The 24,349-nt window shown below is 41.2% G+C and carries 21 protein-coding genes; 6 read left to right on the plus strand and 15 right to left on the minus strand.

The window, feature by feature from the left end; genetic code table 11:
* Window positions 1-34: 34 nt before the first annotated feature.
* The 5 genes from glyS to L1271_RS18515 form a co-directional block, all read right to left on the minus strand.
* Window positions 35-2,104, minus strand: coding sequence for a glycine--tRNA ligase subunit beta (gene glyS / locus L1271_RS18495; protein WP_235368491.1), 2,070 nt, complete (start codon window positions 2,102-2,104; stop codon window positions 35-37).
* On the minus strand, window positions 2,104-3,006 hold the full coding sequence (gene glyQ / locus L1271_RS18500) for a glycine--tRNA ligase subunit alpha (protein ID WP_010376835.1): 903 nt from the start codon (window positions 3,004-3,006) through the stop codon (window positions 2,104-2,106). Before glyQ ends, glyS begins: the two co-directional genes overlap by 1 nt.
* A gap of 322 nt (window positions 3,007-3,328) precedes the next feature.
* Window positions 3,329-4,183 carry a hypothetical protein gene (locus L1271_RS18505; protein WP_235368492.1) on the minus strand — a complete coding sequence of 285 codons (855 nt, stop codon included), beginning with the start codon at window positions 4,181-4,183 and terminating at the stop codon, window positions 3,329-3,331.
* Between the two features lie 209 nt (window positions 4,184-4,392).
* Window positions 4,393-5,292 (minus strand): hypothetical protein, encoded by a 900-nt coding sequence (locus L1271_RS18510; protein ID WP_235368493.1) that lies wholly within the window; start codon window positions 5,290-5,292, stop codon window positions 4,393-4,395.
* 9 nt (window positions 5,293-5,301) lie between these two features.
* Window positions 5,302-5,487 (minus strand): hypothetical protein, encoded by a 186-nt coding sequence (locus L1271_RS18515; RefSeq protein ID WP_235368494.1) that lies wholly within the window; start codon window positions 5,485-5,487, stop codon window positions 5,302-5,304.
* A 424-nt stretch (window positions 5,488-5,911) separates the two neighbouring features.
* Here L1271_RS18515 and L1271_RS18520 point away from each other — a divergent pair, with 424 nt between their 5' ends.
* Both L1271_RS18520 and L1271_RS18525 read left to right on the plus strand, forming a co-directional pair.
* Window positions 5,912-6,253 (plus strand): helix-turn-helix domain-containing protein, encoded by a 342-nt coding sequence (locus L1271_RS18520; RefSeq protein WP_235368495.1) that lies wholly within the window; start codon window positions 5,912-5,914, stop codon window positions 6,251-6,253.
* Between the two features lie 2 nt (window positions 6,254-6,255).
* Window positions 6,256-7,104, plus strand: a complete 849-nt coding sequence (locus L1271_RS18525) for an ImmA/IrrE family metallo-endopeptidase (protein WP_235368496.1) — start codon at window positions 6,256-6,258, stop codon at window positions 7,102-7,104.
* A gap of 58 nt (window positions 7,105-7,162) precedes the next feature.
* On the opposite strand, the gene L1271_RS18530 is transcribed toward L1271_RS18525, so the two are convergent.
* The 10 genes from L1271_RS18530 to dnaA all read right to left on the minus strand — a co-directional run bounded on the left by L1271_RS18530 (window position 7,163) and on the right by dnaA (window position 20,995).
* On the minus strand, window positions 7,163-8,740 hold the full coding sequence (locus L1271_RS18530; protein WP_235368497.1) for an anti-phage dCTP deaminase: 1,578 nt from the start codon (window positions 8,738-8,740) through the stop codon (window positions 7,163-7,165).
* A gap of 38 nt (window positions 8,741-8,778) precedes the next feature.
* The gene (locus tag L1271_RS18535) at window positions 8,779-8,955 is read right to left on the minus strand and encodes a hypothetical protein (protein ID WP_235368498.1); all 177 of its coding nucleotides are present in this window, start codon (window positions 8,953-8,955) and stop codon (window positions 8,779-8,781) included.
* Between the two features lie 181 nt (window positions 8,956-9,136).
* Window positions 9,137-10,948, minus strand: a complete 1,812-nt coding sequence (locus tag L1271_RS18540) for a helix-turn-helix domain-containing protein (protein ID WP_235368499.1) — start codon at window positions 10,946-10,948, stop codon at window positions 9,137-9,139.
* A 10-nt stretch (window positions 10,949-10,958) separates the two neighbouring features.
* Complete coding sequence (locus tag L1271_RS18545; RefSeq protein WP_235368500.1) at window positions 10,959-11,882, minus strand: TniB family NTP-binding protein; 924 nt, start codon at window positions 11,880-11,882, stop codon at window positions 10,959-10,961.
* On the minus strand, window positions 11,875-13,797 hold the full coding sequence (locus L1271_RS24875; RefSeq protein ID WP_235368501.1) for a Mu transposase C-terminal domain-containing protein: 1,923 nt from the start codon (window positions 13,795-13,797) through the stop codon (window positions 11,875-11,877). Before L1271_RS24875 ends, L1271_RS18545 begins: the two co-directional genes overlap by 8 nt.
* Entirely contained in the window at window positions 13,751-14,494 is a 744-nt protein-coding gene (locus L1271_RS18555; RefSeq protein ID WP_235368502.1) for a TnsA endonuclease N-terminal domain-containing protein, read from the minus strand. The genes L1271_RS24875 and L1271_RS18555 overlap by 47 nt, the downstream gene beginning before the upstream one ends.
* A 463-nt stretch (window positions 14,495-14,957) precedes the next feature.
* Window positions 14,958-17,375 (minus strand): DNA topoisomerase (ATP-hydrolyzing) subunit B, encoded by a 2,418-nt coding sequence (gene gyrB, locus L1271_RS18560; RefSeq protein WP_017218527.1) that lies wholly within the window; start codon window positions 17,373-17,375, stop codon window positions 14,958-14,960.
* A gap of 12 nt (window positions 17,376-17,387) precedes the next feature.
* A complete protein-coding gene (gene recF / locus L1271_RS18565; protein ID WP_235368503.1) occupies window positions 17,388-18,476 on the minus strand; it encodes a DNA replication/repair protein RecF in 1,089 nt (362 codons plus the stop codon).
* A 4-nt stretch (window positions 18,477-18,480) separates the two neighbouring features.
* On the minus strand, window positions 18,481-19,584 hold the full coding sequence (dnaN, locus tag L1271_RS18570) for a DNA polymerase III subunit beta (RefSeq protein ID WP_017218529.1): 1,104 nt from the start codon (window positions 19,582-19,584) through the stop codon (window positions 18,481-18,483).
* 10 nt (window positions 19,585-19,594) lie between these two features.
* Window positions 19,595-20,995, minus strand: a complete 1,401-nt coding sequence (gene dnaA / locus L1271_RS18575; protein WP_095730129.1) for a chromosomal replication initiator protein DnaA — start codon at window positions 20,993-20,995, stop codon at window positions 19,595-19,597.
* 607 nt (window positions 20,996-21,602) lie between these two features.
* On the opposite strand from dnaA, the gene rpmH reads away from it, so the two are divergent.
* The 4 genes from rpmH to yidC all read left to right on the plus strand — a co-directional run bounded on the left by rpmH (window position 21,603) and on the right by yidC (window position 24,297).
* The gene (gene rpmH, locus L1271_RS18580) at window positions 21,603-21,737 is read left to right on the plus strand and encodes a 50S ribosomal protein L34 (RefSeq protein ID WP_010604159.1); all 135 of its coding nucleotides are present in this window, start codon (window positions 21,603-21,605) and stop codon (window positions 21,735-21,737) included.
* Window positions 21,738-21,743: 6 nt separating this feature from the next.
* The gene (gene rnpA, locus L1271_RS18585; RefSeq protein WP_010376847.1) at window positions 21,744-22,178 is read left to right on the plus strand and encodes a ribonuclease P protein component; all 435 of its coding nucleotides are present in this window, start codon (window positions 21,744-21,746) and stop codon (window positions 22,176-22,178) included.
* A gap of 173 nt (window positions 22,179-22,351) precedes the next feature.
* A complete protein-coding gene (gene yidD, locus L1271_RS18590; protein ID WP_010604158.1) occupies window positions 22,352-22,654 on the plus strand; it encodes a membrane protein insertion efficiency factor YidD in 303 nt (100 codons plus the stop codon).
* Between the two features lie 8 nt (window positions 22,655-22,662).
* On the plus strand, window positions 22,663-24,297 hold the full coding sequence (gene yidC / locus L1271_RS18595) for a membrane protein insertase YidC (RefSeq protein ID WP_235368504.1): 1,635 nt from the start codon (window positions 22,663-22,665) through the stop codon (window positions 24,295-24,297).
* Window positions 24,298-24,349: the final 52 nt, after the last annotated feature.

Genomic DNA, 24,349 nt, shown 5'->3' on the forward strand with positions numbered 1-24,349 from the left:
AAAAGCCAGCAATTGCTGGCTTTTGTATCAGCAATTAGTTTTGTAACACTGAAATATCTGCAGTATTAAGGAATAACTTACTTAACTGACCAAGTAGCGCTAAACGATTGGCTTTAACCGCTTCATCGTCCGCCATTACCATAACATTATCAAAGAAGTTATCTACTGCTTCACGTAAACTTGCTAAACGCGTCAGTGCAGTTTGATAATCACCTTCAGCGTAAACAGGTGCAAGCTCAGCAGTTAACGCAGCAACTTGTGCAGCCAATGTTTGCTCAGCTTCTTCTTGCAGGAGTGAACTCTCCACCGCAGCTTCTGACGCGACGTTATTCTTCGCTAGAATGTTGTTTACACGCTTATTGGCAGCAGCTAACGCTTCAGCTTCCGCCAACGTTCTAAAGTGACTAACCGCTTTTACTCGGCGATCAAAATCAACTGGGCTCGTTGGACGTCTTGCAAGTACTGCTTGGATCACATCCACGCTGATACCTTCATCTTGGTACCAGGCACGGAAACGACCTAACATAAACTCAACCACTTCATCGGCAACATTTGCATTGCTTAGCTTATCACCGAATAACGTCATTGCTTCGGCAACGATATCCTGAATGTCTAATGGTAGTTCTTTTTCTACCATAATACGCAATGCGCCGATGGCAGCACGGCGAAGTGCAAACGGGTCTTTATCGCCTTTTGGTGTCTGGCCGATACCAAAAATGCCAACCAGAGTATCAAACTTATCCGCAAGCGCCACGGCAAAACTGATTGGGTTAGACGGTAGGTTATCACCAGCAAAACGCGGCATATATTGCTCATTTTGTGCTAGTGCGACTTCTTCCGCTTCGCCATCAATGCGCGCGTAATGCATACCCATCACGCCCTGAACGTCAGTAAATTCCATGACCATTTCAGTCATTAAATCCGTTTTACTTAGTAAACCTGCACGCTCTGCCAATGCCTTATCAGCACCAAGCTGCTCCGCAATAAAACCAGCGAGCGCAGAGATACGCTCTGACTTGTCTTTTAGTGTGCCAAGCTGCTTCTGAAATAACACTGAATCAAGTGACTCAAGACGACTTTCCAGCGTTTTCTTCTTATCCGTTTCAAAGAAGAACTGAGCATCTGCCAGACGTGGGCGAACCACTTTCTCGTTACCCGAGATCACTACGCTCGGATCTTTACTTTCAATGTTAGAAACAAACAAGAACTTGTTGATCAAGTTGCCTTTCTTATCTAACAGTGGAAAGTATTTTTGGTCGTCTTTCATGGTGTAGATAAGTGCTTCATCAGGCACTTGCAAGAAGGCTTCTTCAAAAGATGCAACCAAAGTTACTGGCCACTCGACTAGTGATGTAACTTCTTCAAGAAGATCTTCATCCATCGCCACTTGCGCGCCGAGCTTTTCAGCTTCAGCTTCAATTTGGCCACGAATTAATGCTTTACGTGCTTCGTAATCCGCAATAACGTATGCGCCTTTTAGCACTGCATGGCTATCATCAGCATGTTCAACACGAACACGCTCAGGGTGATGGAAGCGATGTCCTTGCAACTCATTGCTGATGGTTTTACCTAGCACTTCACCTTCAACTTGTTGACTACCAAGTAGTGCAGCCACAGTATGCACAGGACGGATAAATTGCGTCTTGTTCGCACCCCAGCGCATCGGCTTTGGAATAGGTAACTTAGCCAATGCTTTGTTGATCACATCGCTTAGTAACGCTAAGGTCTGTTGCCCCTCTACTTTCGCCTTGTGTAGCAGCCAAGTGCCTTTATCAGTTTCTAAACGCTCAGCATCATTAATATCAATACCACAACCACGAGCCCAACCTAGCGCCGCTTTAGTCGCGTTACCATCGGCGTCAAATGCCGCCTGAATAGCTGGACCACGCTTTTCAACCACTTTGTCGGCTTGTTGCGTTTGTAATGCTTTAACTTGAATGCCTAAGCGACGAGGTGATGCATACCAGCTCACGCCTTCATGGCTAAGCTCTAATGCTTCTAGCTCTTGCCTAGTATTTTCTGCGAATGACTCAGCAAGGTTGCGTAACGCCTTTGGTGGTAGCTCTTCGGTACCAATTTCTACGAGTAAGTTTTCAGTCGACATTATTTATCCTTACAAAGCGGGAAGCCAAGTGCTTCACGTGCGTCATAGTAAGCCTGTGCACAGGCTTTTGATAAAGCACGAACTCTTAATATATAGCGCTGACGCTCAGTTACTGAGATAGCATGACGTGCGTCTAACAGGTTAAATGCATGAGATGCCTTCATTACCTGCTCATAAGCTGGTAGAGGAAGCCCTGCTTCGATTAGCTTTTCGCTTTCTTTTTCACACTGGTCAAACTGCTTGAATAATGCCTCTACATCCGCATATTCAAAGTTATATGTCGACTGTTCTATCTCGTTTTGCATGAACACGTCACCATAAGTTACGCGTCCCATTGGACCATCTGTCCAAACGAGATCATAAATGCTATCTACACCTTGTATATACATTGCAAGGCGCTCTAAACCATACGTAATTTCACCCGTTACCGGTGAGCATTCAATACCGCCAACTTGCTGGAAGTAAGTAAACTGAGTCACTTCCATGCCATTCAACCATACTTCCCAACCTAATCCCCAAGCACCTAGCGTTGGTGACTCCCAGTTGTCTTCAACAAAACGTACTTCGTGCGTTAATGTATCAATGCCCAACGCTTCTAGAGAGCCTAGGTAGAGCTCCTGAATATTCTCAGGCGATGGCTTCAAAACAACTTGGAATTGGTAGTAATGCTGAAGACGGTTAGGGTTTTCACCATAGCGACCATCCGTCGGGCGGCGACAAGGTTGTACGTATGCGCTCGACATTGGCTCAGGACCAATGGACTTAAGGAAGGTCATCGGGTGGAATGTACCCGCACCAACTTCCATATCTAAAGGTTGAGCTACAACACAGCCTTGCTGCGCCCAGTAATCCTGTAAAGCCAGGATCAAACCTTGGAAGGTTTTGATATCGTATTTTTGCATAGTTGGCTTATTTTTATCTGGTACTTATCGTATGTAAACGCCTGCAGTAATTTGGCGCTTACGCTCGATTCAATGATTGAAAATTATGCTCAGTATACCGCGAGCGCAAGAGGGTTTTAAGCTTTAAAGCATAAAAAAAGGAGGGAAAATCCCTCCTTTTTACTAGATGTTTGTGAGATCTCACAATTAGTGACAATAACACCCATGTAAATTAAAGCATTGGCAAAGATCATGAGAAACTATGAGTGACCGTTTTCTCATGATCTTTGGAAGTATCAGACTAGATTCTCATGATTCTTGCTGTTCACTAAGTTCACCTTAGTTATGCAGCTTTATTCACGATGCTGGGTTTTAAGTCCAATTCAACTCTCTCCCGAGGCTTTTCAAATGCAAAATACCTCACGAGTACATTAATAAAGATCTTTGCCTTTCGTTTACTATATGCACTCTTTCCATCCAATCTCTCAAATCCCCGTTCAATGAGCATTGCGAGGTAAGCTGTTATTATTTTCAGCTCAACATAAAATACATAACTCACAGCTGGAAAAATCAGAAAAATAGTCACTAGCTCTTTCCTGGTCGCGTTTTCATAGAAACTAAAAACAGTTTCAATTGTCGCTCCTCCCTTTATTGATAACGCGACGATACTGGCACAAAACATCAAAAACATTGCAAGTACTCGAGCTTTAGACTCATTAGCAAAAATGTGTTCCATTACTTTTCGAGCATTGATTTTATCTGAAGATGCATACTTTTCTCTTAAAGATAGTGACTTATCTATATCTTCGGCCAAAGATAGGTACTCTGACGGTTTATATGGCAGATACCTGCGGAGCCACATTTCTTCTAGTTTCCATAATTTTTCTTCATTCGTTTGAAGTTCTATCTGAGCTCGTCGTCGAGCAAAGTTATCTTTTTTTAACAATACTTTGAGCCAACTAAAAAATGCTAGAATACTAAAAAATAGAAAGCAAGCCACCTTTACTGCACTACTCACCTTTTCAATCTGTATGTATTTTTCTATTTGGATAAACCCTGCAAGCCAAAAAGTTGAAGTAAAAGACAGCAAACTTGAAACCATAACAGCCCAAAGGAGCAAGGACTTCGGAGAAAAGACACCTTCATAAGATTCGAAAACTCTGTAATATCTATTTATAGTTGTATGTACATTTCGCATTTATACCTCCATATTGCTTTGGATATTTGTTTATGAATCATCTAAGCAACACTGAGTGAACCACAGGTAAATTACCTGCAATAACTTGCATATCCGGCAATGTTAAATAAAGAAATGGAGTATCTATTTAGCGTGTTTAAACGCAGACAGCTCCACCAAGGAAATTAGTAATGCCCAACATAAAGTCTGGGCATTACTATGACTGAGCCTTAAGCTGCTTCTTTGAATAACCGACTTAAGTTTGTTGACCAACTTTCGTTGTGAATGATCCGTTCTTCGTGAAGACTTTGGTCAAGTATATCTCTCTTGCTTAGCTGACTAATTTTTTGCCAATTTCCATTGAGAATGTATGTTGCGTTATTCCTCACCATACTCTCTAAGACAAAAATACCATGCTGCTTAAATCCATATACGATATAGCCTTGGAAACCTCCATTTCCTATAGCTACAAAGTCCGGCGTATAACTCTCAATTGTGCTTAAACGATATTTACATACACTATCTTTTTTCTTTGATTTTCTGGTGGTTAATTTCTCAATGTCACGCTCTCCAAGCTGACTAAGCAAAGTCCCTTGAGGGAGCAATTCCCAATTCACTTTATACAAATTCATATATATAGGTAACTGATTAGCACTCATAAACTCGACCTCACCAAAAACCTCTAAAAATACATTAATAGCGGCTATTAGATCGCAAGGTTCGGATGTGCTCAACAACGGGCTTCTTACAAAAGCTTGCTCACCTATAAACACAATCGACATTTCAATTGATGGAGCTGGCGTATACTCCCTAAACCACTTAAGCCTGTGCTGGTAAATAATTCCAGAATGTATATTGCCGTGCCAATCTGTTCTTTCCCAGTGGCGCTCAATAACATACGGAACTTTAGGAACACTTTTATCGGCAGGACCATACTTACCCTCAGCGTTATACCTAGTTCTAGGTCCGATCACTCGAGGCAATAAGGTCAAACCACTTTTCAATTCTTTTGGAAATCCAACTTGATGAAGTCGTTCAATCTTATTTTCATCAAGTTTAAGTGACACGTATACATTTTCCTTGCCTTCCAAAATCGCACTAAATGCGCTTAGGGTTCTTATATATTTCATAATCACCTCCTACCCATTAGTATCAGGAATCAGCATAGGGAAGACCCGCTTCCCATAATTTCTGGCATATTCAACTTGATTTGTTTTTGGATTCTTTCGGTAAGGTCGGAAAATCAGCTTCATGCCCTTAGGCACTTTGATTTTATTGGTTTTACTACTTTTTACTACTTTTTTGCTTTGTTTCTTATCGGCCATATTAAAAGGCTCCCATTTTAAGTAAAAATAATTTGGGTTGCAGAAATCACAAAAAGTAGCTAGAATTTTGCTGCTAAACATTACATCTAAACTACTTTTAGCTTGTTCTACTGAGCGTCGCTCCTTTTCGGGAGCTAGCTCCAACTCTTCAGAATTAAATCCCGTTGAATTCCCATTAATAGAATAAAAGCCTCTAGATACCAGTTAAAACACCGGTCTAGTACACGAACTCGCTCAATGTTAATCATAACCTAACGACACGTTAAACTTCATCTATACAATCATGTTAGATCTAATAAACGATTCCGTCAAGCAACACCTAACAGAATTTGCTTTTTTGTATGTTCGTGTGTATACATACAGTATCGTTTGATTTATACATACAATAAAAATATTACAAGGTTTATTTAGTGGAGAATTACGCATGACTTTAGCAGAAAAGCTGACCGAATTAAGGGTCAATAAAAAGGCTTCCTTACAAGCTGTAGCTGATGCTGTTGGCGTTTCAAAGCCCCATATTTGGGAGCTAGAGAAAGGGAAGACTAAAAATCCATCACTGGAATTGCTCAAAAAACTTGCGCTATACTATCAAGTGTCTCTCGATACTCTTGTCGGCTTAGAGGAAAGTGATAACTCTGGAGCCCACATTATGTTTCGAGAGCTTGACTTGGACGTAAACTCATTGACTAGCGAAGATAAGCGCACGATTACAAATGCTTTGGAAATGGCTAAGGCCCTGATTGAGCAGAGAAAAAACAAAGGATAATAATGTTAAAGATAGACCGTATAGCACTTGCAGATTGTTTCACACCTCATGAATTAGTAAACGAAATCTTCAAACAGTGCCAAGGTCTATCACTCCCAATACCTCTGTTAGAAATAGCAAAACAGTGCGGTATCGTTGGGTTTATACCCTACCAACTAAAAGGAAAACCTGAAGGGGTTTTGTATGCAGATAACTTTAAGGATGAAGCTGTCATACTATATAGAACGCATAAAAATAATTCAGGTAGAGAGCGCTATTCAATTGCACATGAGCTAGGCCATCATTTACTTCCTCATCATACAATGACCAGAATTTATGGGCCTGAACATCAGTCCTTAGAGAAGGAAGCATTTAAGTTCGCAGAGTTATTAATGCTCCCTAAACATTTACTACTCAAAGAATTATCAGATAATACGCCAGACCTAAGATTGTTTAAAATTATCTCAGATAATGCTCAAATGAGCTTTTCTGCTACAGTTAATCGATGTTGTGACTTATTAAGTAATGCAGTCCCGATGATGATCATTCATTCAAAAGATAATGTATGTCGTTATGTATGGTCTAACTGGTCAGCTAAGGAGTTTGAGCCCTATTTGCTCACAAGCAAAAAACTGCCCCTTCCAAAGAAATATACTTCTGATATATTATCGAATATGAGTAACTTTTTTACTGACATAAGCCATAGTAGCACAGCGGTGTGGTTTGATGATCACTCGAATAATTCACTAAGCCATGTATGGGAACAAACTTACTATCAAGAAAATGGCTACATGTGCACAATGCTGACCCTTCAAAGTAAAGCCCAAACAGTCGCTAATGCCGAACACCTGAGCACCATAACAGCTCTTTAGTGCATTAAAAATTTTGGACTAACAGACCTAATTAATGTTTTTTAAATTCTAGCAGCTTTTATTTAATTGAGGTGCTATCTATCGCATTGTTGAGATTATCTAATATAACCTGAGTATTTTCAGTTACCTTAGCTTCATACTCATCATAACCATCTAAAAACTGTTTAGTCACGATCAATGAGTCATTTTGTTCATACGGCAACGCAACGCCTTCGCTATTTTTTACTTTACCTTTTCGACTGAAGAATGATTCAAAACTTCTAGGAGATACTCCTTCAAAGCTTTCAAAAAAAACTTTGCCATCCTCTTTGCTTTCCGAGATAGCATCACTGTGTAAATTTAAAGCCAAGCTTTTTTCATAGGGTTCGATAAAAACTACCCTCTCAATACCAGCAGCAACTATATGCCTAGCACAATTGTGGCAGGGATATGTCGTTGTATATAGCGTACATCCAGTACTTGAAGGTGAATTAGTTCGGCTTAAAACCAATAAAGCTTCCATCTCAGCATGAATAGCTCTGGAAAATTCAGTTAAAGAACTAAGCCGCGTATTGCTGTATATTGAAGAGACTATTTCGCCTAACAAAAGCTCAACATCTTTATTTTGTTTTTCTAATTCTTCTAGGTTGAACAGCTTTTTTGGTAAGTAAGTCTTTAAATTTTTTTCTATTGAAGTCCGTATTTTTTGCTTTTCTGAATCATTGTAACACTTACCACCTTTGAACACGCATCGGTGATCTTTCTCCATGCTTGATGAGTACAACCCACCTCCAAAGCTAGGAGCATCATTAAAGCCAGTAGCAATAACATTTCCATTTTTATCAACGATGGAAGCTCCAACTTGTCTAGATAAGCAAACCGAATTCAATGCAGCTCCATATGCTGCATACATAGATTTTTCGTCTGTGCTGGGAGGGTGTTGAATTGAGCCGTGTATTAGCTCAACAAATCTTAAAGCTTTTTCGCGTAACTCACTTGCATTACCACTATTGGTAATAAAGTAGTCTGAAAGATGAAATGTTTTATCAAGATGCTGTCCATGAGCATCTATATCCTTTTTATCCCTTTCGATTATTTTTTCAGCTCGGCTTCGAGTGATATCCTCATCTACCAAATTAGCCGTTCGCTCACCTCTATTTCTATAAAGCCCCAACATAAAAAAGTTATTTTGATAGATCAGACGTAATAGTTTAACTTCATCAGGGTGTTTTAGCTGATCTATCAAAAAAGCAGTTTTAACACGTTTTCCCTGTGTTTTCTGCTCTTTAATTACACCAATCTGCCTTACAGCTAGCTCAGCAGGAAAAGAACATCGTCCCTTCTCCCTGAAAAAATTACCTATATTCTGTAGTTCAGTATAACGTTCTGCTGGTGACCAATTATCAAAATCAACCCTTCCATTATAAGTCTTGGGCACATTTTGCTTAAATAGCCTGCTAATTCTGATGGTCTCAACATGATAGCCATGCTGCTCTAATATTGAAACCAAAGGCTCTCTTACTCTCCTTATACCAGCGCCAACAGCACCGCAAAATCCAATGATAACTTCTTTGGACTGCCGTTCGCCGATTTGTTCGATAGAACTTTTGGTATTTTTTCTTGAAATTGGTTTGATTTGAGGAGCAGGTTCAGCCATAACTTTCCTTTTACTGCTGAGTAATATTATTCTGATATTTACCAGTCGAGTTTACTGGCTTTATCAAGTAGCCTTTGAATGGCCTTTTCTTCACAGATTTCAGGTACGCGCGTAGTCCCTGAACTTCTTAAGCTTCTCTTAAAAGGGATGACTACCGCGGATTCCTTATGTTTAGAGGCTTTACGTTGAGTATTCTCTTGATTAGGAAATTTCATTTTTTAATAGTCTTTAGAGAAATTTAATTAAATTGATAGTAGACCTCAGACTGTAAAATTACAACAAGAGGTGTAAGATTCGGGCTAGAATTATACATTTTGAGCAAACAACAAGCACTAAAAACTTTTCAAACTTTGACGATCTTTGAGTAAGAAACGATAGACCAACTGCTTTATTACTTTAAAGCTCAACCAACCACTCCACTGCTTCCACATCCTCCCTTCGATATACCTTCTGCCTAAGCTTTACTGGCCAGTCTTTGTCTACGCTGTAGATCTCATAATCCATAAGGTGCTTAATAAGATTGCGAGAGTTGACGCCGGTCGATTTAGATAGCTTTGACAACAACACATACTCGATATGAAAAGCCATGAGGTGTTCATCTGTTATGTCGTAACTATGGCCAGTTTCATCGCTATGCAACAAGCCATAATGCACTAATTCATAGGTAAACTGCTGATTGACCCCGAGTAGCTTGGCTACGCGAGGAACTGAGTAATGATGGTCCGTTGGCAAGGTAATATCGAGCCAATGAAGCAAGTCACTCTTTTTAATCGCTAATGACCTAACACTAGGTTTGGCACTGAACTGTTTTGCAATAAGCTCATTGGCTTCAACCGCCTCAAGCAACCTAGATAGCAAGTTTTCGCACTTGTGACCATACGCTCGCATGATGTCAGGTATACACAGGTAATCTGACTGAACGACAGCTGTGTGCCTCAACACCGTTTCCATGTACGACTCAATTTCCATTTTTGAGAATTGCCATGTGCTGCAATAACCCGCTTCAGGAGAGGAGAACTGCTTGAATGTACCCGCATCCCTTAGCTGTTTAAACTGTGCTTTAGTCACACCAAGTAAGGTGGCCGCCTCTGCTGCATTCAACACATCTTTTAAGCGAATAACCTTTCTCTCGATATCTGGTTTATAAATCAAAATGGAGGTGTTGCATGCCTTTTTCTCTACTTTGCCGGTAAGCATGCCATCAGCAACAGCTCGGCGCAAAGTTCGCTTGGAAAGACCATACATACGACAAGCTTGTTGCAGTGGTACCCAAGGGTGAGTTTGAATGGTTTTGCTAGCAAATAAGTTGTTTCGTTTTGACAGGGCTTTATGCCAATGATTGTTGATGAACTGCTCAATAACTTCTTTGTATGGCTCAAAGCACGCATGAGTACACAAGTTATAAAAAGTTCTGTAGAACTTCGTAAACCTTGAACTTACTGCACCTTCATCAAATACCTTTAAGGCACATAAATAGTTCCATAAGCCCGCATAGCCACCAAATAGTGAATGAGCTACCTCATGTAGGCATACTTTGGCCGAGTCTTTGTTACTTAGATATTTGTACACTTGCCTCATACTACCGTCAGGTTGAGGCTGAAACCGGACGAATAACTGCAAAAGCTCTGAACGCTCCTCAAGAGTAAGCTCACTAAAGTCCGTCCATAGCAAAGGCATTGATGTACTAGGTAGAGGCTTACCCTCCAAAAAGCACTGCAGCGCAATAACCTCTTCAGGACACCTCTGAGTTTGTGATGTGGCACGTCGCATGTCAAAACCACAGCTGCGGCAATGGTGAAAGGACGTATGCGCAAGACTTAATGTTTTGCCACAATATAGGCAAGTATCAAGCAACCAGACGGCATGCTTGATACATGCTGCGGAACATAGAAAGTGCCAGCCATTTTGCCACGTCTCACCCTCTCGCAAGCATAATGGGCAATACTTCAATTGCTTGCTTAAGTGCTTAAAGTTCAGCTTTGACATTTCAACAAGCATGTTGTGGCGCGCTGCACTAAACTCAATCCACTTGTTTTCTTCGAGTACGGGCTGCAAATTTTTGGCAAATAATGAGTTGCACCTGATTGGGAGCACTAAATCGTTAGGGTCGACTACGTTGATGTCGGCCAGGCGCTTAAAGTAACCTATGGCAGATTCATCATCTGCCAAGGGAATACAAATCGCGGGCCTGCTTATTTTGTTATCCATGCTCGCCCCATTACCCAACAAAAAACGGCATGTTTTGCTTATCTAAGCGCTGCTCGATAAAGCCTTTGTGAAAAGGGTTTTGGCTATCTTTACAATCGCGCCAAATATACTTTTGAAAAGCACCAGCGAGTACATTGTTATCAATCCTTTCTCTGTTCTGAGAATATAGTAACTCACTCGCACCAACCATTAGCTTTACAAGGTAATCTATTAGGCCATTGGTCGCGTAATAAAAGCGAACAATACTTTCATCACCCAATTTTATTTTTTCAGGTAGCCTTATTTGTTCATCAAGTATTCGGATGACCGATGCAAACTTTTTAGCCTCAGCCTTACTGTCAATAGTGAATGGTTCGAGACGCAAAGTTTGGCTAAAGCGCCTTCTTATTTGTTCATTCACTTTCAACACTTCCTCGGCCTTACCAAGCCCCATTAGTACGGTAGATACCTGCGCTGTATCAATAACACTTTTGAGCCAATCAGATACGCCCCTGAGTGTGATACCTCGTCCGTGCTCAACGAAGTGTTGTAGCTCATCAACAATGAGCATTTGTGTTTGCTTCATTTTCATCACTTCTGTGATCCGATTAGTCTTTTGTATTGTGTTACCTGATTTAGTAAATGGGTCCTCCAATGCGGCCAAAAATGCTTCGGCAAAGTTCTTTATGTTCGGTTGCGGTGGTGTATTAACAACGATGATCGGGCTTTGATATTCATCATCTTCAATACTGCCATACTTCTTTTTAAGCTGATGAATTAATGTCGTCTTTCCTGAGCCTGATGGCCCTGTACACAACAGGTTTTGCGCAATTCCCGTTTCTCTATGCAATTCAAATGAGCTGGTGAGCTCCTTCATTACTTTCTCGTAATTGGGGTGTACGATCACCATTCCTCTGAGCCTTTTAACTACGGCGATGTATTCTGCCCTATTCATCGTCAGCCCCTTCCACCTTAAACCGGTAAAGTGCACCATCATTGGTAAGAGAGTTGTTTTCTCCTGAACTAAAGCGCTTGCTCAATGGGTCTGACTGGCTATCATCTTTAGAAATAGAATAACGAGCCGCTTTGACTCGCTTGCGGTAACTTTTACCCTTCACATCTTTAGTCACTTGCTCCATAAACTCATGTTTATATTCAAGTAACTTTTGTTGGCTAAAATCTTTTATGCCCTTTGTTTTTTGCTCGGCAATAATTGCCTTATGCGTACGTTTTGTTAGTCCGTCTGCATAATCTGATTTTGTACAACTAACTTTAAAAAAATACGGTGGACTCTCGGTTTCATTTAATACCCATATATGCCCCATGTTCATCGGATCAAAACGAACACTGACTGATTCAACACGATTTTTATGACGAAGTAATCCAAGTTCGGTACTGTTGTAAAGCAGGTTATTTATCTCAACACCTTTGTGACTGAGGGTACGTGTAGCCTCCTTACATAGTGCGATATCAAACTGCTCTTTGCTTTCTGGCAATAGCGGTTCAACTACACCGAGCCCTTCTAGCCAAAGCCCTACCGGTGTTCTGTGTGTCGCTCTATGAACTCGATTCTGGTAAATATTGATGATCCATTCATGAATGCGGTTATTAATGTCATTCAGTGTGAATATCGCTTCCTCCATCGATTGATAGTCACCTCTCTCGTTGGCATTCGAGCGCGTTGTACCGGGAAAGTTATGGCTCGTAGATAGATTCATTGTTTTTATAAAGCGCTCAACAGCGCCCTTGTAATGTGGCTGCTTTTTCGGACAAAACTGCAAATTAATCATTAGCTCTTTACATACTCGCCTTAAGTTACCTGAATGAAACTCAAGACCGTTATCACATATCAAAGTGTGCGGCACTCCGAAGCTCTCCCAGCGCTCTTTAACTCTGCTCATCTCATTACAGTAATCTTTAGTAAACACCGCATTTTTCAGTGCATGCATCACAGATATTTCTGAAGGAGGCTCTAAGCTTACATAGAACCCTAAGATCATCTTTGAGAAATAATCTAACAACACCGTAAAGGTTGGCCGGCCAACAACTGTTTTGGCTTGCCCATCAACAGCAAAAACATCAAGTGGTGTGTGATCAACTTCAACTCGCTCTAAGATTCGTGTTACAACGGGCCCAGCCCCTGCAATCCGAAAATGTTTCTCTGCTGCGTATTTACCCTTTCGGGCAGCCATCTCATCAAACTTATCTAATGAATTAAACATGCGATAAAACTGAGCTCGGCTTGGTGTGCATATCTCAACTTCGTAAGGCCCAGTCATTTTCATCTTGTTAAGCCGAATGAGGAAGGCATCGTATACCTCTGATTTTGGTCTGCACTGACGGTTTAAATATATCTCTTCAACTACCTCATTAAATGCTTGTATTACATGCCGACTGAACTTTCGAGAAGTTGAAGAGCCAGACTTCTTATTAACTAAACTCATTGGATCATGGCTTGAGCTTTCCCATTTACGCCACCATCTGTACACCGTGCTCGCCGAGGGTTTCGCCCCTTTCAGCTCAGAGTGAATACAGTCGACCACATCTTCAATTCCTTTTGTTGTTGGCTTACTACCAAGCCAACGAACCACACTTTGTAAATACACAAGCCTGATCTCAAGTTGCGCTTTTTGTTCATCACTCAACGTTGATAGATCTGCGGATTTTTTAGTGGTTTGTTTACGCTGCGTTCCATGCAGAATGACACGTCCATTACTATGCATATCTCGCAGCGCGTATTTAGATTCGATAAGTAGTGAGCCATCTTTAAGGGCAACCAAGTAGCATTTGTCATCAACGATTCTATCTATAAGATAATCCGCATTATCTAAGGTCAGATGCAAACCAGCATGTAAAGATACGGTTCTCACGGTGCCCCTCCTCATTGTATATACAATTACTTTCTAGTGAGATAAGGCTTAATAAGTCTATTGTTATCAGGCCTTTTGCGATTGCTGAATAGAGCGTTTTCAAAGTAACACCCGCTGAGATAAGTGCGCCAAAGCTTGTCTCACTTTCTTTGAAAGCAACTCTTAGTAACTCGATATCCTCTTGTTTAATATCAACTTGGTTGTACGGATGGATAAGCGTGATGTTTTGCTGCAAGGCATCATTTGCAACGTGTGAGTCGGTGATAAAACAAAGTGTTTCACCTTGCTCCTCAAGTGCATCAGCTACGGCTAAGTGCTTTGCTTTTATAGGCTGACTTAACAGCTTCCTCTCGGGTTTTACTTCCACATAGATGCGCTGGCCACCACTTAAAATAACTTCAAAGTCGGGATAGTAACGCTTTTGCACGCCATCGATTAAAAAGCTGAAGAGTCTAGGCTGTTCTCGATATGACACAACACTATCGCAGTACTCGAGTAACCTAATGGCTTTAAGCTCAAGTTGTGACTCCCAAGAAATGGATGCTTGGTTTTTTGCAGAGGGAAAGCGACCGACCACTCGCCCTTTTGAACGAGTAACAGGCTCTCTGACTCGTCCACTCGAAGCGACTAATGAAAAATTTTTTCCATTAGTTTTTGGATCACGCACTTCAGCGTAATCTACTGTTTTTACAGACATAGTAACCCCTTACCAAAATGGTAATGACTTAAATCATTGATTTTTCATGTAAGGGTTCAGTTGCGCGGTCAAATTAGAGATGTCATACTATTCTTGCTATGGAGATAGTTTGACTATTTCTTTTTGACGGGGCTTTCCAAACCCTTTTGGTTTGCCCTGTTAAATCCTCTTCAATATTTTCATATTCGCCTTATTTTTTAGTTTGCTCATCTGTCTATATTACCAATAAATACCCAGTTTTTGAATTAATCTCTATAAAAAGTTAATATATATCAAAAACTTAGAATGTATGAATTCATACATTTGCGCCACTTTGCTATCTAGCATTACTTCACTAAGTTTCAGACATAAAAAAAGCCACCCTAATTGGATGGCTTCTTAGTAACTTTCACGAATTATGAGATTTTATTTCACGGCTATGAGACACACTGCCATGAATTATGAGATCCCACAATGTTTGAGTTTACACGTCTAAGTTAACAACTCTCAGTGCATTTGTTTCGATAAACTCTCGACGAGGTTCAACTTGGTCACCCATCAAGGTTGCAAACAATTGGTCTGCAGCAATGGCATCTTCAATAGTCACACGTAGCATACGGCGAGCATCTGGATCCATCGTTGTTTCCCAAAGTTGGTCAGGGTTCATCTCACCCAATCCTTTATAGCGTTGTGTATACAAGCCACGCTTAGACTCTGAGATAAGCCATTCAAGACCAGCCTCAAAATATTCGATTGCTTGTGTCTTCTCACCACGCTGTACATAACCGCCTTCGCTGATCAAACTACCAATCTGACGACCCGTGTTCGCAATGCGAACATAATCTTTAGATGTAATAAAATCGAAGTTCAAAGTATGCGCTTTATCAACACCGTGCTGACGAATATTGATCACCGGATAATACATATGGCGCTCTTCATCAAATGCAACTTCTGCGTTGAAGATAGTGGCGTCTTCGTCTTTCTTCACAAGGTCAGCAACCAAGTTTTCAGTCCACGCCGTTACCTTTGCTTCATCAGATAAGTCTGACTCGGTGAGCTCTGGATGATAAAGCAAGCGGTTCATGATTGAAGACGGGTACTTACGCTTTAAACGTTCAATAATATCTATCGTATTTTGATAATCATGCACTAAGTTTTCTAACTTGTTACCAGAAATTGGCTCAGCACCTTCTGCTGGGTATAATGCAGCATCGTTAAGTGCTAATGTCGTTAGGTATGAAGTTAGTGCATTATCATCTTTAATATAGCGCTCTTGCTTACCTTTCTTCACTTTATATAGTGGTGGCTGAGCAATATAGACATAACCGCGCTCGATGATCTCTGGCATTTGACGATAGAAGAAAGTCAGTAGCAGCGTACGGATGTGTGAACCATCCACGTCCGCATCGGTCATGATGATGATGCGGTGATATCTTAGCTTTTCAGGGTTATATTCATCACGGCCAATACCACAGCCTAATGCAGTAATTAGTGTTGCCACTTCCTGAGAAGAAAGCATCTTATCAAAGCGTGCTTTTTCTACGTTCAAGATTTTACCTTTGAGCGGCAGAATTGCTTGGTTCTTACGGTTACGACCTTGCTTAGCAGAACCACCCGCCGAGTCACCCTCCACTATATATAGTTCAGAAAGTGCAGGATCTCGTTCTTGGCAGTCAGCGAGTTTACCCGGTAGACCAGCTAAATCCATAACGCCCTTACGACGAGTCATTTCACGGGCCTTACGTGCAGCTTCACGTGCGCGCGCAGCATCAACGATTTTGTTTACAACGGTTTTTGCATCGCCTGGGTTTTCTAGCAAGAATTCCGTTAGCTTTTCAGCCATCATTTGCTCAACAGCCCCTTTCACTTCACTAGAAACGAGCTTATCTTTTGTCTGTGAAGAGAATTTAGGATCAGGAACTTTAACACTAACAACAGCGGTCAAACCTTCACGGGCATCGTCACCCGTAGCACTGGTTTTATACTTTTTATTAAAGCCTTCTTTTTCCATGTAGGTGTTAAGCGTACGCGTAAGTGCTGCACGGAAACCCGCTAAGTGAGTACCACCATCGCGTTGAGGAATGTTATTGGTAAAACAGTAGATGTTTTCTTGGAAACCATCATTCCATTGCATAGAGACTTCTACGCTAATGCCATCATCACGCTCAGTCGAAAAGTGGAAAACGCTTTGATGAACTGGCGTCTTCTTACGATTTAGATATGCAACGAATGCTTGAATACCGCCTTCGTATTTGAAGTGATCTTGTTTATTCTCTTCGCGCTCATCACTCAAAATGATGCTTACACCAGAGTTAAGGAAAGATAATTCACGTAGGCGCTTGGCTAGAATATCGTAGTGGAAATTTGTATCTGAGAAAGTTTCAGCACTTGGCCAGAATCTCAATTCTGTACCAGTAGATTCCGCTTCACCGATAATACCTAGCGGCGCATCTGGAACACCCATTGTGTATTTTTGCTGATGCACTTTGCCATCACGGCGGATTGTTAATTGTAGTTTTTCAGAAAGTGCATTTACAACAGAAACACCTACACCGTGCAGACCGCCAGATACTTTATATGAGTTATCATCAAATTTACCACCGGCATGTAGTACAGTCATGATAACTTCCGCCGCAGAAACCCCTTCTTCTTCGTGAATTGAAGTTGGGATACCACGACCATTATCTCGAACAGATACAGAGCCATCGGTATGAATTGTTACGAAAATATCGTCACAATATCCTGCTAGTGCTTCGTCGATTGAGTTATCAACGACCTCAAACACCATGTGATGTAAACCAGTACCATCGTCTGTGTCACCGATATACATTCCCGGACGCTTTCTTACAGCATCCAATCCTTTAAGTACTTTAATACTCGACGAATCGTAATTTTCCGACATGGTTTCTTCCAATTATTTTGTTATTAAGCTGCCATGTTCCACGTGGAACATTTTAATTTCACGTTCCATTGGTTCAATAACGGCGGCAATACTTTCTGGAGTAATAGCAGTGATAAACAGCTGTGACTGACATTGCGCCAACAGACGCGATACCGCCACCTTAGTATCTTCACTAAGCTCCGAAGGTAAATCATCAATAAGCAAAATTGACTGCTTATTACTCTCTTGGTCAATCAAACTGTTTTGCATTACTTTAAGTGCATACAGTAAGAGCTTGAGTTGGCCACGAGAAAAAATATGTTCTACGCTGTTTCCTTGAGTATAAAAGTTAAAGTCAGCCTTATGCGGCCCCTTACTTGTATAGCCAAGTTTTACATCTCGCTCTAACTGATTTGTTAATACCTCAGCTAGTTCCCCCTTCCAGCCCGCTTGAAAGCGAATTTCAAGGCCTTTAAATATAGGGCTTATATCCCCTATCTTATCAAAAAAATGCGTCTGAAACCTACCTATATAAGCCTCTCTAAACATATTTATTTGCTCAGCAAGGCGTATAAACTCCTTATCCCAATAACTTAGCTGGGATTGGAGATCTCTCGGTTTAGATTTCAATAAAGCGTTACGTTGCTTGAGCACCTGATTAAACATTTTCCATGTGGAATAGAACTGATGTTCCACGTGGAACACACCTAAATCAAGAAACTTACGACGCTCTTTTGGACCACCAAAAAACAGCTCATAGCTTTCTGGTGTAATAACTTGAACAGGTAAAACCTGTGCTAATTCTGCCACTTTCCGGCTTGCCTGCCCCTGAATTCGAAGCTTAGTTTCACCACTGGTATATTTACTAATACCAAGCGGTATAGACAAGTTATGTAGATGTTTTTTAGCATGAACAACGCAATGAGAAGCCTCATGCTTGATCATTAATTTTTGCAGATTGGTACGGAAAGATTTACCACTGGAGAGAAAGTAAATGGCTTCGAGCAGACTGGTTTTACCGCTACCATTTTCACCCAGAATGACATTAACGGCATTGCTAGGTGAAAGCGCCATCGCCTCAATGTTTCGAAACGCATTGAGGCTAAGGTGAGTTAAACTCATAACTCTATAAACGCATCGGCATAACTACATACATTGCATGTTCGTCACCAGCGGCTTCAATAAGCGCACTGCTGTTCGCATCAGAAAGCGTAAATTGTACATCTTCTGACTTTATTGTATTTAACACGTCTAATAAGTAAGAAACGTTAAAACCAACTTCAAGATCATCGCCTTGGTAACCTACCTCAACAATTTCTTCAGCTTGCTCCTGCTCTGGGTTATTGGCACTAATTTTTAATTGCCCATTACTCAGATTCAATCGCACGCCACGAAACTTCTCGTTAGAAAGAATAGATACGCGCTGAAATGCACTACGTAGCCAATCGCGATTTGCGGTAACCAACTTGTCCCCGCCACGAGGTAATACGCGACGATAATCAGGGAATCGCCCATCCACCAGCTTACTCGTAAAAGTAAATTCGCTGTCGATGATACGCACATGATTAGCGCCAAATTGAATGGTGATAGTTTCATCATCCGCAGGCAGTAAGCGCATGATCTCTTGCACGCCCTTACGAGGAATGATCAATTGACGTTGCGTTTGCAATGACTCTGGTAATTTTTGCTGCGCAATTGCCAAACGGTGACCATCAGTGGCTACCGTTTTAATTTCATTATTATCTACTTCAAACGACATACCATTTAAATAGTAACGTACGTCTTGGTTAGCCATTGAGAAATGCGTTGCTTCTAGCAATTTTCTAAGCTCTAAACGCGTTATGGCAAACTCAACCTCACCATCCCACTCTTCAAGATTAGGGAAATCTTCAGCAGCTAAGGTTGTCAAAGAAAAGCGACTTTGACCGCTAGTCAGTAGCAGTTGATGCTCTTGGCTACTTAGCACTAAATCAGAGTTATCAGGCAAGCTCTTACAAATATCTAGGAGTTTTTTTGCAGGCAAAGTGATCTTGGCGTCTGGCACATTGGTTTCAAGGGCAACAGATGCAACAAGCTCTATCTCTAAATCTGTACCTGTCATATGTAACGCGCCATTTTTCACTTCTAGCAATACATTAGACAAAATAGGCAGTGTATGTTTGCGCTCAATGGCACCCGACACCTGTACCAGTGGCTTTAAAAATAGTTCTCTTGGAATCGTTATTTGCATCATTTAACCCTTAAGAAGACAGCGTTCTAATTAAGTTTTGATAATCTTCTTTTACCTCATGACTTTCATCACGAAGTGCTTTTACTTTTCTACACGCGTGTAACACGGTGGTATGGTCGCGGCCACCAAATGCATCACCTATTTCTGGTAAGCTGTGGTTTGTCAGTTCTTTAGACAATGCCATGGCAACTTGTCTTGGTCTTGCAACTGAACGGCTACGACGTTTTGACAATAAGTCAGAAACACGTATTCGATAATATTCCGCCACGGTGCGCTGGATATTATCGATGGTAACGAGTTTGTCTTGTAGCGCTAATAAGTCGCGTAGCGCTTCTTTAACAAAATCGATAGAAATTGGGCGACCAGTGAAGTTGGCATTAGCTATCACGCGGTTTAACGCACCTTCTAACTCTCGCACATTAGAGCGTAATTTCTTCGCAATAAAAAAGGCAACTTCGTGTGGCAAGTTAATATTACTTTGCTGCGCTTTCTTCATTAGGATAGCAACGCGAGTCTCTAATTCTGGTGGCTCAATAGCAATAGTTAACCCCCAACCAAAACGCGACTTCAGTCGGTCCTCAACCCCTTCTATTTCTTTAGGGTAACGGTCAGAAGTTAGAATAATTTGTTGGTTGCCTTCAAGCAGCGCATTAAAAGTATGGAAGAATTCTTCTTGCGAACGCTCTTTGTTTGCAAAGAATTGGATATCATCAATCATCAATGCATCAACGCTACGGTAGTAACGCTTGAATTCTTCAATGGCATTATTTTGTAGTGCTTTAACCATGTCCTGAACAAACCGCTCTGAATGCATATAAACAATTTTTGCATCCGGTTTTTGTTCAAGAATACCATTGCCCACGGCATGTAATAAGTGTGTCTTACCTAAACCAGTTCCACCATAGATAAATACGGGATTGAATGCAGAACCTGGATTATCAGCAACTTGTGTTGCAGCGGCTTTTGCCAGCTGGTTAGATTTACCTTCTACAAAGTTATCAAAAGTGTAATTCTCTTTAATATTAGCCTTGTGCGAAGATTTAGGTGCAGGCTCAACTTTTTCTGCCATCTTTGGCTGAGTGCCTTGCAGCATCGACGTATTATCGGTTGCATGACCTACACTTGTGGCTTTTTCGTTAGACACACTTGGTTGTGCAGCTAACACAGGTTTGCTGCCTACATCAAAGTGCAACTCTGGTGCTTCATCACCACAGATCTCAATCAGCAGTTCATTGATGCGGTGGAGATACTTTTCTCGTACCCAATCCAATACAAAACGATTTGGCGCATAGATAGTTAGCGTATCATCAGTACTTTCTGCCTGTAGTGGTCTTACCCACATGCTAAATTGCTGAGATGGCAATTCATCTTGCAAAACATATAAACAACTTTGCCAAACCGACAGATACACTCTGAACTCCAATAGGTTTTGATTCCCGGGAATAAGAAATAGAGCATTCAGATCTAAAAAATCAGATCTAAATGAAAGGATCGCCGGAAATACTTAGTTTTTATTACAAAATCACTGGTGGAAGCGGGGTATTATGAAGTGATCTTATCCACAAGTTCAATATTGACATTTAGAAAAAGCAAGATCTCACCCTAGCAAAAAAATAAACACATGAAATTTAAAGGTTTTTATTTTTTACCCACAAGTAAGATCATAGCAAAAAACTCACCCGATCTCACCCCAAAATTAAGATCAAATTTAGTTTTCCAGAGCTTTTCCTATTCTTACTAAATGCTATAATGCCGCCCATCGGATCAGATCTATGCAGATCGATTTCGTATTGATCCTACTTTATGTAGATCGTCTATGTTTGCTCGATAGCTTTGCCAAGTTTTGTCTATATATAAGGATAAAGAAATTCTACTGTGGATTATTTAGCCACAGAGAACAGATTTTGATTGACTTTAGACGCGCCCAGCTTTAATATCTCGCGCTCGCAATGGCACCTGTGCCAGGATCGCGACCTGCATAGGATGTTTTAACTTTTAACCGATCGGATGGAATTGTTATGAAAAGAACTTTTCAACCTAGCGTACTTAAGCGCAAGCGCTCTCACGGTTTCCGTGCTCGCATGGCGACTAAGAACGGTCGTAAAGTATTAGCACGTCGTCGTGCTAAAGGCCGTAAAGTACTTTCTGCTTAATATTTAGTGGAAGACTTTAGCTTTAGCAGGGAGTTACGTCTGTTAACTCCCTCGCATTACTCCCGCATATTTCAAGAGCCAGCTCGCGCAGCTACGCCTTATTTTACTCTACTTGCAAAACCAAATGATGTTGGTCATCCAAGACTCGGCTTAACTGTAGCTAAAAAACGCTGCAAAAAAGCATGTCAACGAAACCGTATCAAACGACTTGCTAGAGAAAGCTTTCGATTAAATCGTCATAAACTTGATAACATCGATATTGTGTTGATGGTCAAAACCGGTGTTGACGAGCAATCTAATGAAGAGCTAACTAAACAGCTCACTAAGATGTGGCGCAAAATAAATGAACGTTGTAAGCCAGGTGCACCCAAACCACCTTTTAAGCCAAAACCTCAACACAAGCGTTCAAAAAATCCTCAAGCTAACGCGAAAAAGCAATAATCTGCTTTAGCCTTTCCTTTTTACGGCGCATTTACCCTTGCTAGCATAGTAATTTTACGCCAATTAAGGTAAGGTTAGCTCACCTTTTAATCAGCTATATCAATGGAAAAATAGTCTGTTTTTGCCTACTTAGGTTGAAGCAGTAAATTGAGGAAATTGATATCTACAAAGCCATGAATTCAACTTCAGGGCGTAGCAAGATCAGAAATCAGTTCAAAGCAGTTTGTTCGCTTCCCAAGCACCTGCTTATATTGCTGATCCGCGGTTATCAACAATGGATTAGCCCCCTACTCGGGCCTCATTGTCGTTTTAACCCGACCTGTTCTAGTTATGCAATTCAAGCAATTAATTTACATGGAATTGCAAAAGGGAGTTGGTTAGCGGTTAAACGCATATTAAAATGTCACCCTTTGAGCGCAGGTGGAGATGATCCTGTACCTGTGAAGTCGACTAAAGTTAAACAACACGAGAAATAAGAGCTGTTATGGAATCGCAACGCACGTTTTTATTTATCGGTTTGTTGCTGGTTTCGTTCCTACTGTTCCAAGAGTGGACACAAGAACAAAACCCGCCACAAGCTGATACCAGTGCCGTCACACAACAAGTGGCGAACTCAACCCCAACAGAAGAGCAAGCTGATGTACCAGCATCAAGCCAATCCGATGTCCCAGTTGTAGCAACTCAGGCAACACGTTCTGTCATTAGTATCACTACCGATGTACTTTCGGTAAAAATTGATACTAAAGGCGGTGACATCGTTGAAGCCAGCTTACTACAACACGCAGAAACCCATGGCAGCGACACGCCTTTCATGTTACTTGGTGAATTTGAAGGCAAACAGTATGTTTCACAGAGTGGTTTAATTGGTTTAAACGGCCCTGACGCGAACAAAGCTGGTCGCCCAGTCTATGAGTCGGCACAACAGCAATATGAGCTCAATGGCGATACATTACGTGTACCACTGACTTTTACTGATGAGAAAGGTGTACAGTACACAAAAACTTATGTATTTAAAGCAGGTAAATATGACGTTGACTTAGAATACCAAGTTAACAACACCACCTCATCACCTGTTCAAGTACAACTATACACACAAATCAAACGTACACGCCAAGATAAAGGCAGCATGGTTGATCAGACCTACTTAGGCGCAGCCTATGGTACCGCTGAAGAACCTTATGAGAAATACAGCTTCTCTGATATGGCGGATGCGAACCTGAATAAAAATACCCAAGGCGGCTACGTTGCTTTCCTACAGCACTACTTCGTCAGTGCATGGGTGCCAGATCAGCAAACCAATAATACGATTTATACCGCGCTTAGAAATGGTAATGGTATTGTTGGTATGAAGGGCGAGCCAACTAATGTTCAAGCAAATAGCACGGCAACTATCCATGCGGTGTACTACATGGGTCCTAAAGACACAGAAGCGCTTGAAGCAATTCAAGAAGACCTAGATCTCACTGTAGACTACGGCTGGTTATGGTTTATTTCACAACCTTTACTGACTCTGCTTAAGTTCCTTTACGGTATTTTAGGTAACTGGGGTCTGGCGATTATTGCTATCACTTTGATTGTGAAAACAGCGTTATACCCACTAACTAAAGCGCAATACACCTCAATGGCTAAAATGCGCATGCTACAGCCTAAGATGCAGGCACTAAAAGAGCGTTATGGCGATGACCGCCAGAAGTTCGGCCAAGCGATGATGGAAATGTACCGTAAGGAAAAAGTGAACCCAATGGGTGGCTGTTTCCCACTACTACTACAAATGCCAATCTTCCTAGCCTTGTTCTACGTATTCCTTGAATCAACGGAACTACGTCATGCTGAGTTTATGTTGTGGCTAACGGATCTATCATCAATGGACCCGTACTACGTACTACCAGTGCTATTTGGCGCAAGTATGTTCCTAACCCAAAAACTACAGCCAATGACAGTTACAGACCCAATGCAACAAAAGATGATGACTTACATGCCAGTCGTGTTCTCAATCTTCTTTATTTGGTTCCCATCAGGTCTGGTACTTTACTGGTTGGTTTCAAACCTTATCTCTATCGCTCAGATGCTTATCATCTACCGTGGCATGGAGAAAAAAGGCATGAAAGTACGCGGTTAACGCTCGTACACCTTGAATAAAAAACGCCAGCTTCACAGCTGGCGTTTTTTAT

The sequence above is a fragment of the Pseudoalteromonas sp. OF5H-5 genome (assembly GCF_021530695.1).
Classification (GTDB): domain Bacteria; phylum Pseudomonadota; class Gammaproteobacteria; order Enterobacterales; family Alteromonadaceae; genus Pseudoalteromonas.

Coding starts and splice junctions, on each gene's coding strand:
- glyS (WP_235368491.1), bottom strand. CDS start 2,104: ATGTCGACTGAAAACTTACTCGTAGAAATTGGTACCGAAGAGCTACCA.
- glyQ (WP_010376835.1), bottom strand. CDS start 3,006: ATGCAAAAATACGATATCAAAACCTTCCAAGGTTTGATCCTGGCTTTA.
- L1271_RS18505 (WP_235368492.1), bottom strand. CDS start 4,183: ATGCGAAATGTACATACAACTATAAATAGATATTACAGAGTTTTCGAA.
- L1271_RS18510 (WP_235368493.1), bottom strand. CDS start 5,292: ATGAAATATATAAGAACCCTAAGCGCATTTAGTGCGATTTTGGAAGGC.
- L1271_RS18515 (WP_235368494.1), bottom strand. CDS start 5,487: ATGGCCGATAAGAAACAAAGCAAAAAAGTAGTAAAAAGTAGTAAAACC.
- L1271_RS18520 (WP_235368495.1), top strand. CDS start 5,912: ATGACTTTAGCAGAAAAGCTGACCGAATTAAGGGTCAATAAAAAGGCT.
- L1271_RS18525 (WP_235368496.1), top strand. CDS start 6,256: ATGTTAAAGATAGACCGTATAGCACTTGCAGATTGTTTCACACCTCAT.
- L1271_RS18530 (WP_235368497.1), bottom strand. CDS start 8,740: ATGGCTGAACCTGCTCCTCAAATCAAACCAATTTCAAGAAAAAATACC.
- L1271_RS18535 (WP_235368498.1), bottom strand. CDS start 8,955: ATGAAATTTCCTAATCAAGAGAATACTCAACGTAAAGCCTCTAAACAT.
- L1271_RS18540 (WP_235368499.1), bottom strand. CDS start 10,948: ATGGATAACAAAATAAGCAGGCCCGCGATTTGTATTCCCTTGGCAGAT.
- L1271_RS18545 (WP_235368500.1), bottom strand. CDS start 11,882: ATGAATAGGGCAGAATACATCGCCGTAGTTAAAAGGCTCAGAGGAATG.
- L1271_RS18555 (WP_235368502.1), bottom strand. CDS start 14,494: ATGTCTGTAAAAACAGTAGATTACGCTGAAGTGCGTGATCCAAAAACT.
- gyrB (WP_017218527.1), bottom strand. CDS start 17,375: ATGTCGGAAAATTACGATTCGTCGAGTATTAAAGTACTTAAAGGATTG.
- recF (WP_235368503.1), bottom strand. CDS start 18,476: ATGAGTTTAACTCACCTTAGCCTCAATGCGTTTCGAAACATTGAGGCG.
- dnaN (WP_017218529.1), bottom strand. CDS start 19,584: ATGCAAATAACGATTCCAAGAGAACTATTTTTAAAGCCACTGGTACAG.
- rpmH (WP_010604159.1), top strand. CDS start 21,603: ATGAAAAGAACTTTTCAACCTAGCGTACTTAAGCGCAAGCGCTCTCAC.
- yidD (WP_010604158.1), top strand. CDS start 22,352: ATGAATTCAACTTCAGGGCGTAGCAAGATCAGAAATCAGTTCAAAGCA.
- yidC (WP_235368504.1), top strand. CDS start 22,663: ATGGAATCGCAACGCACGTTTTTATTTATCGGTTTGTTGCTGGTTTCG.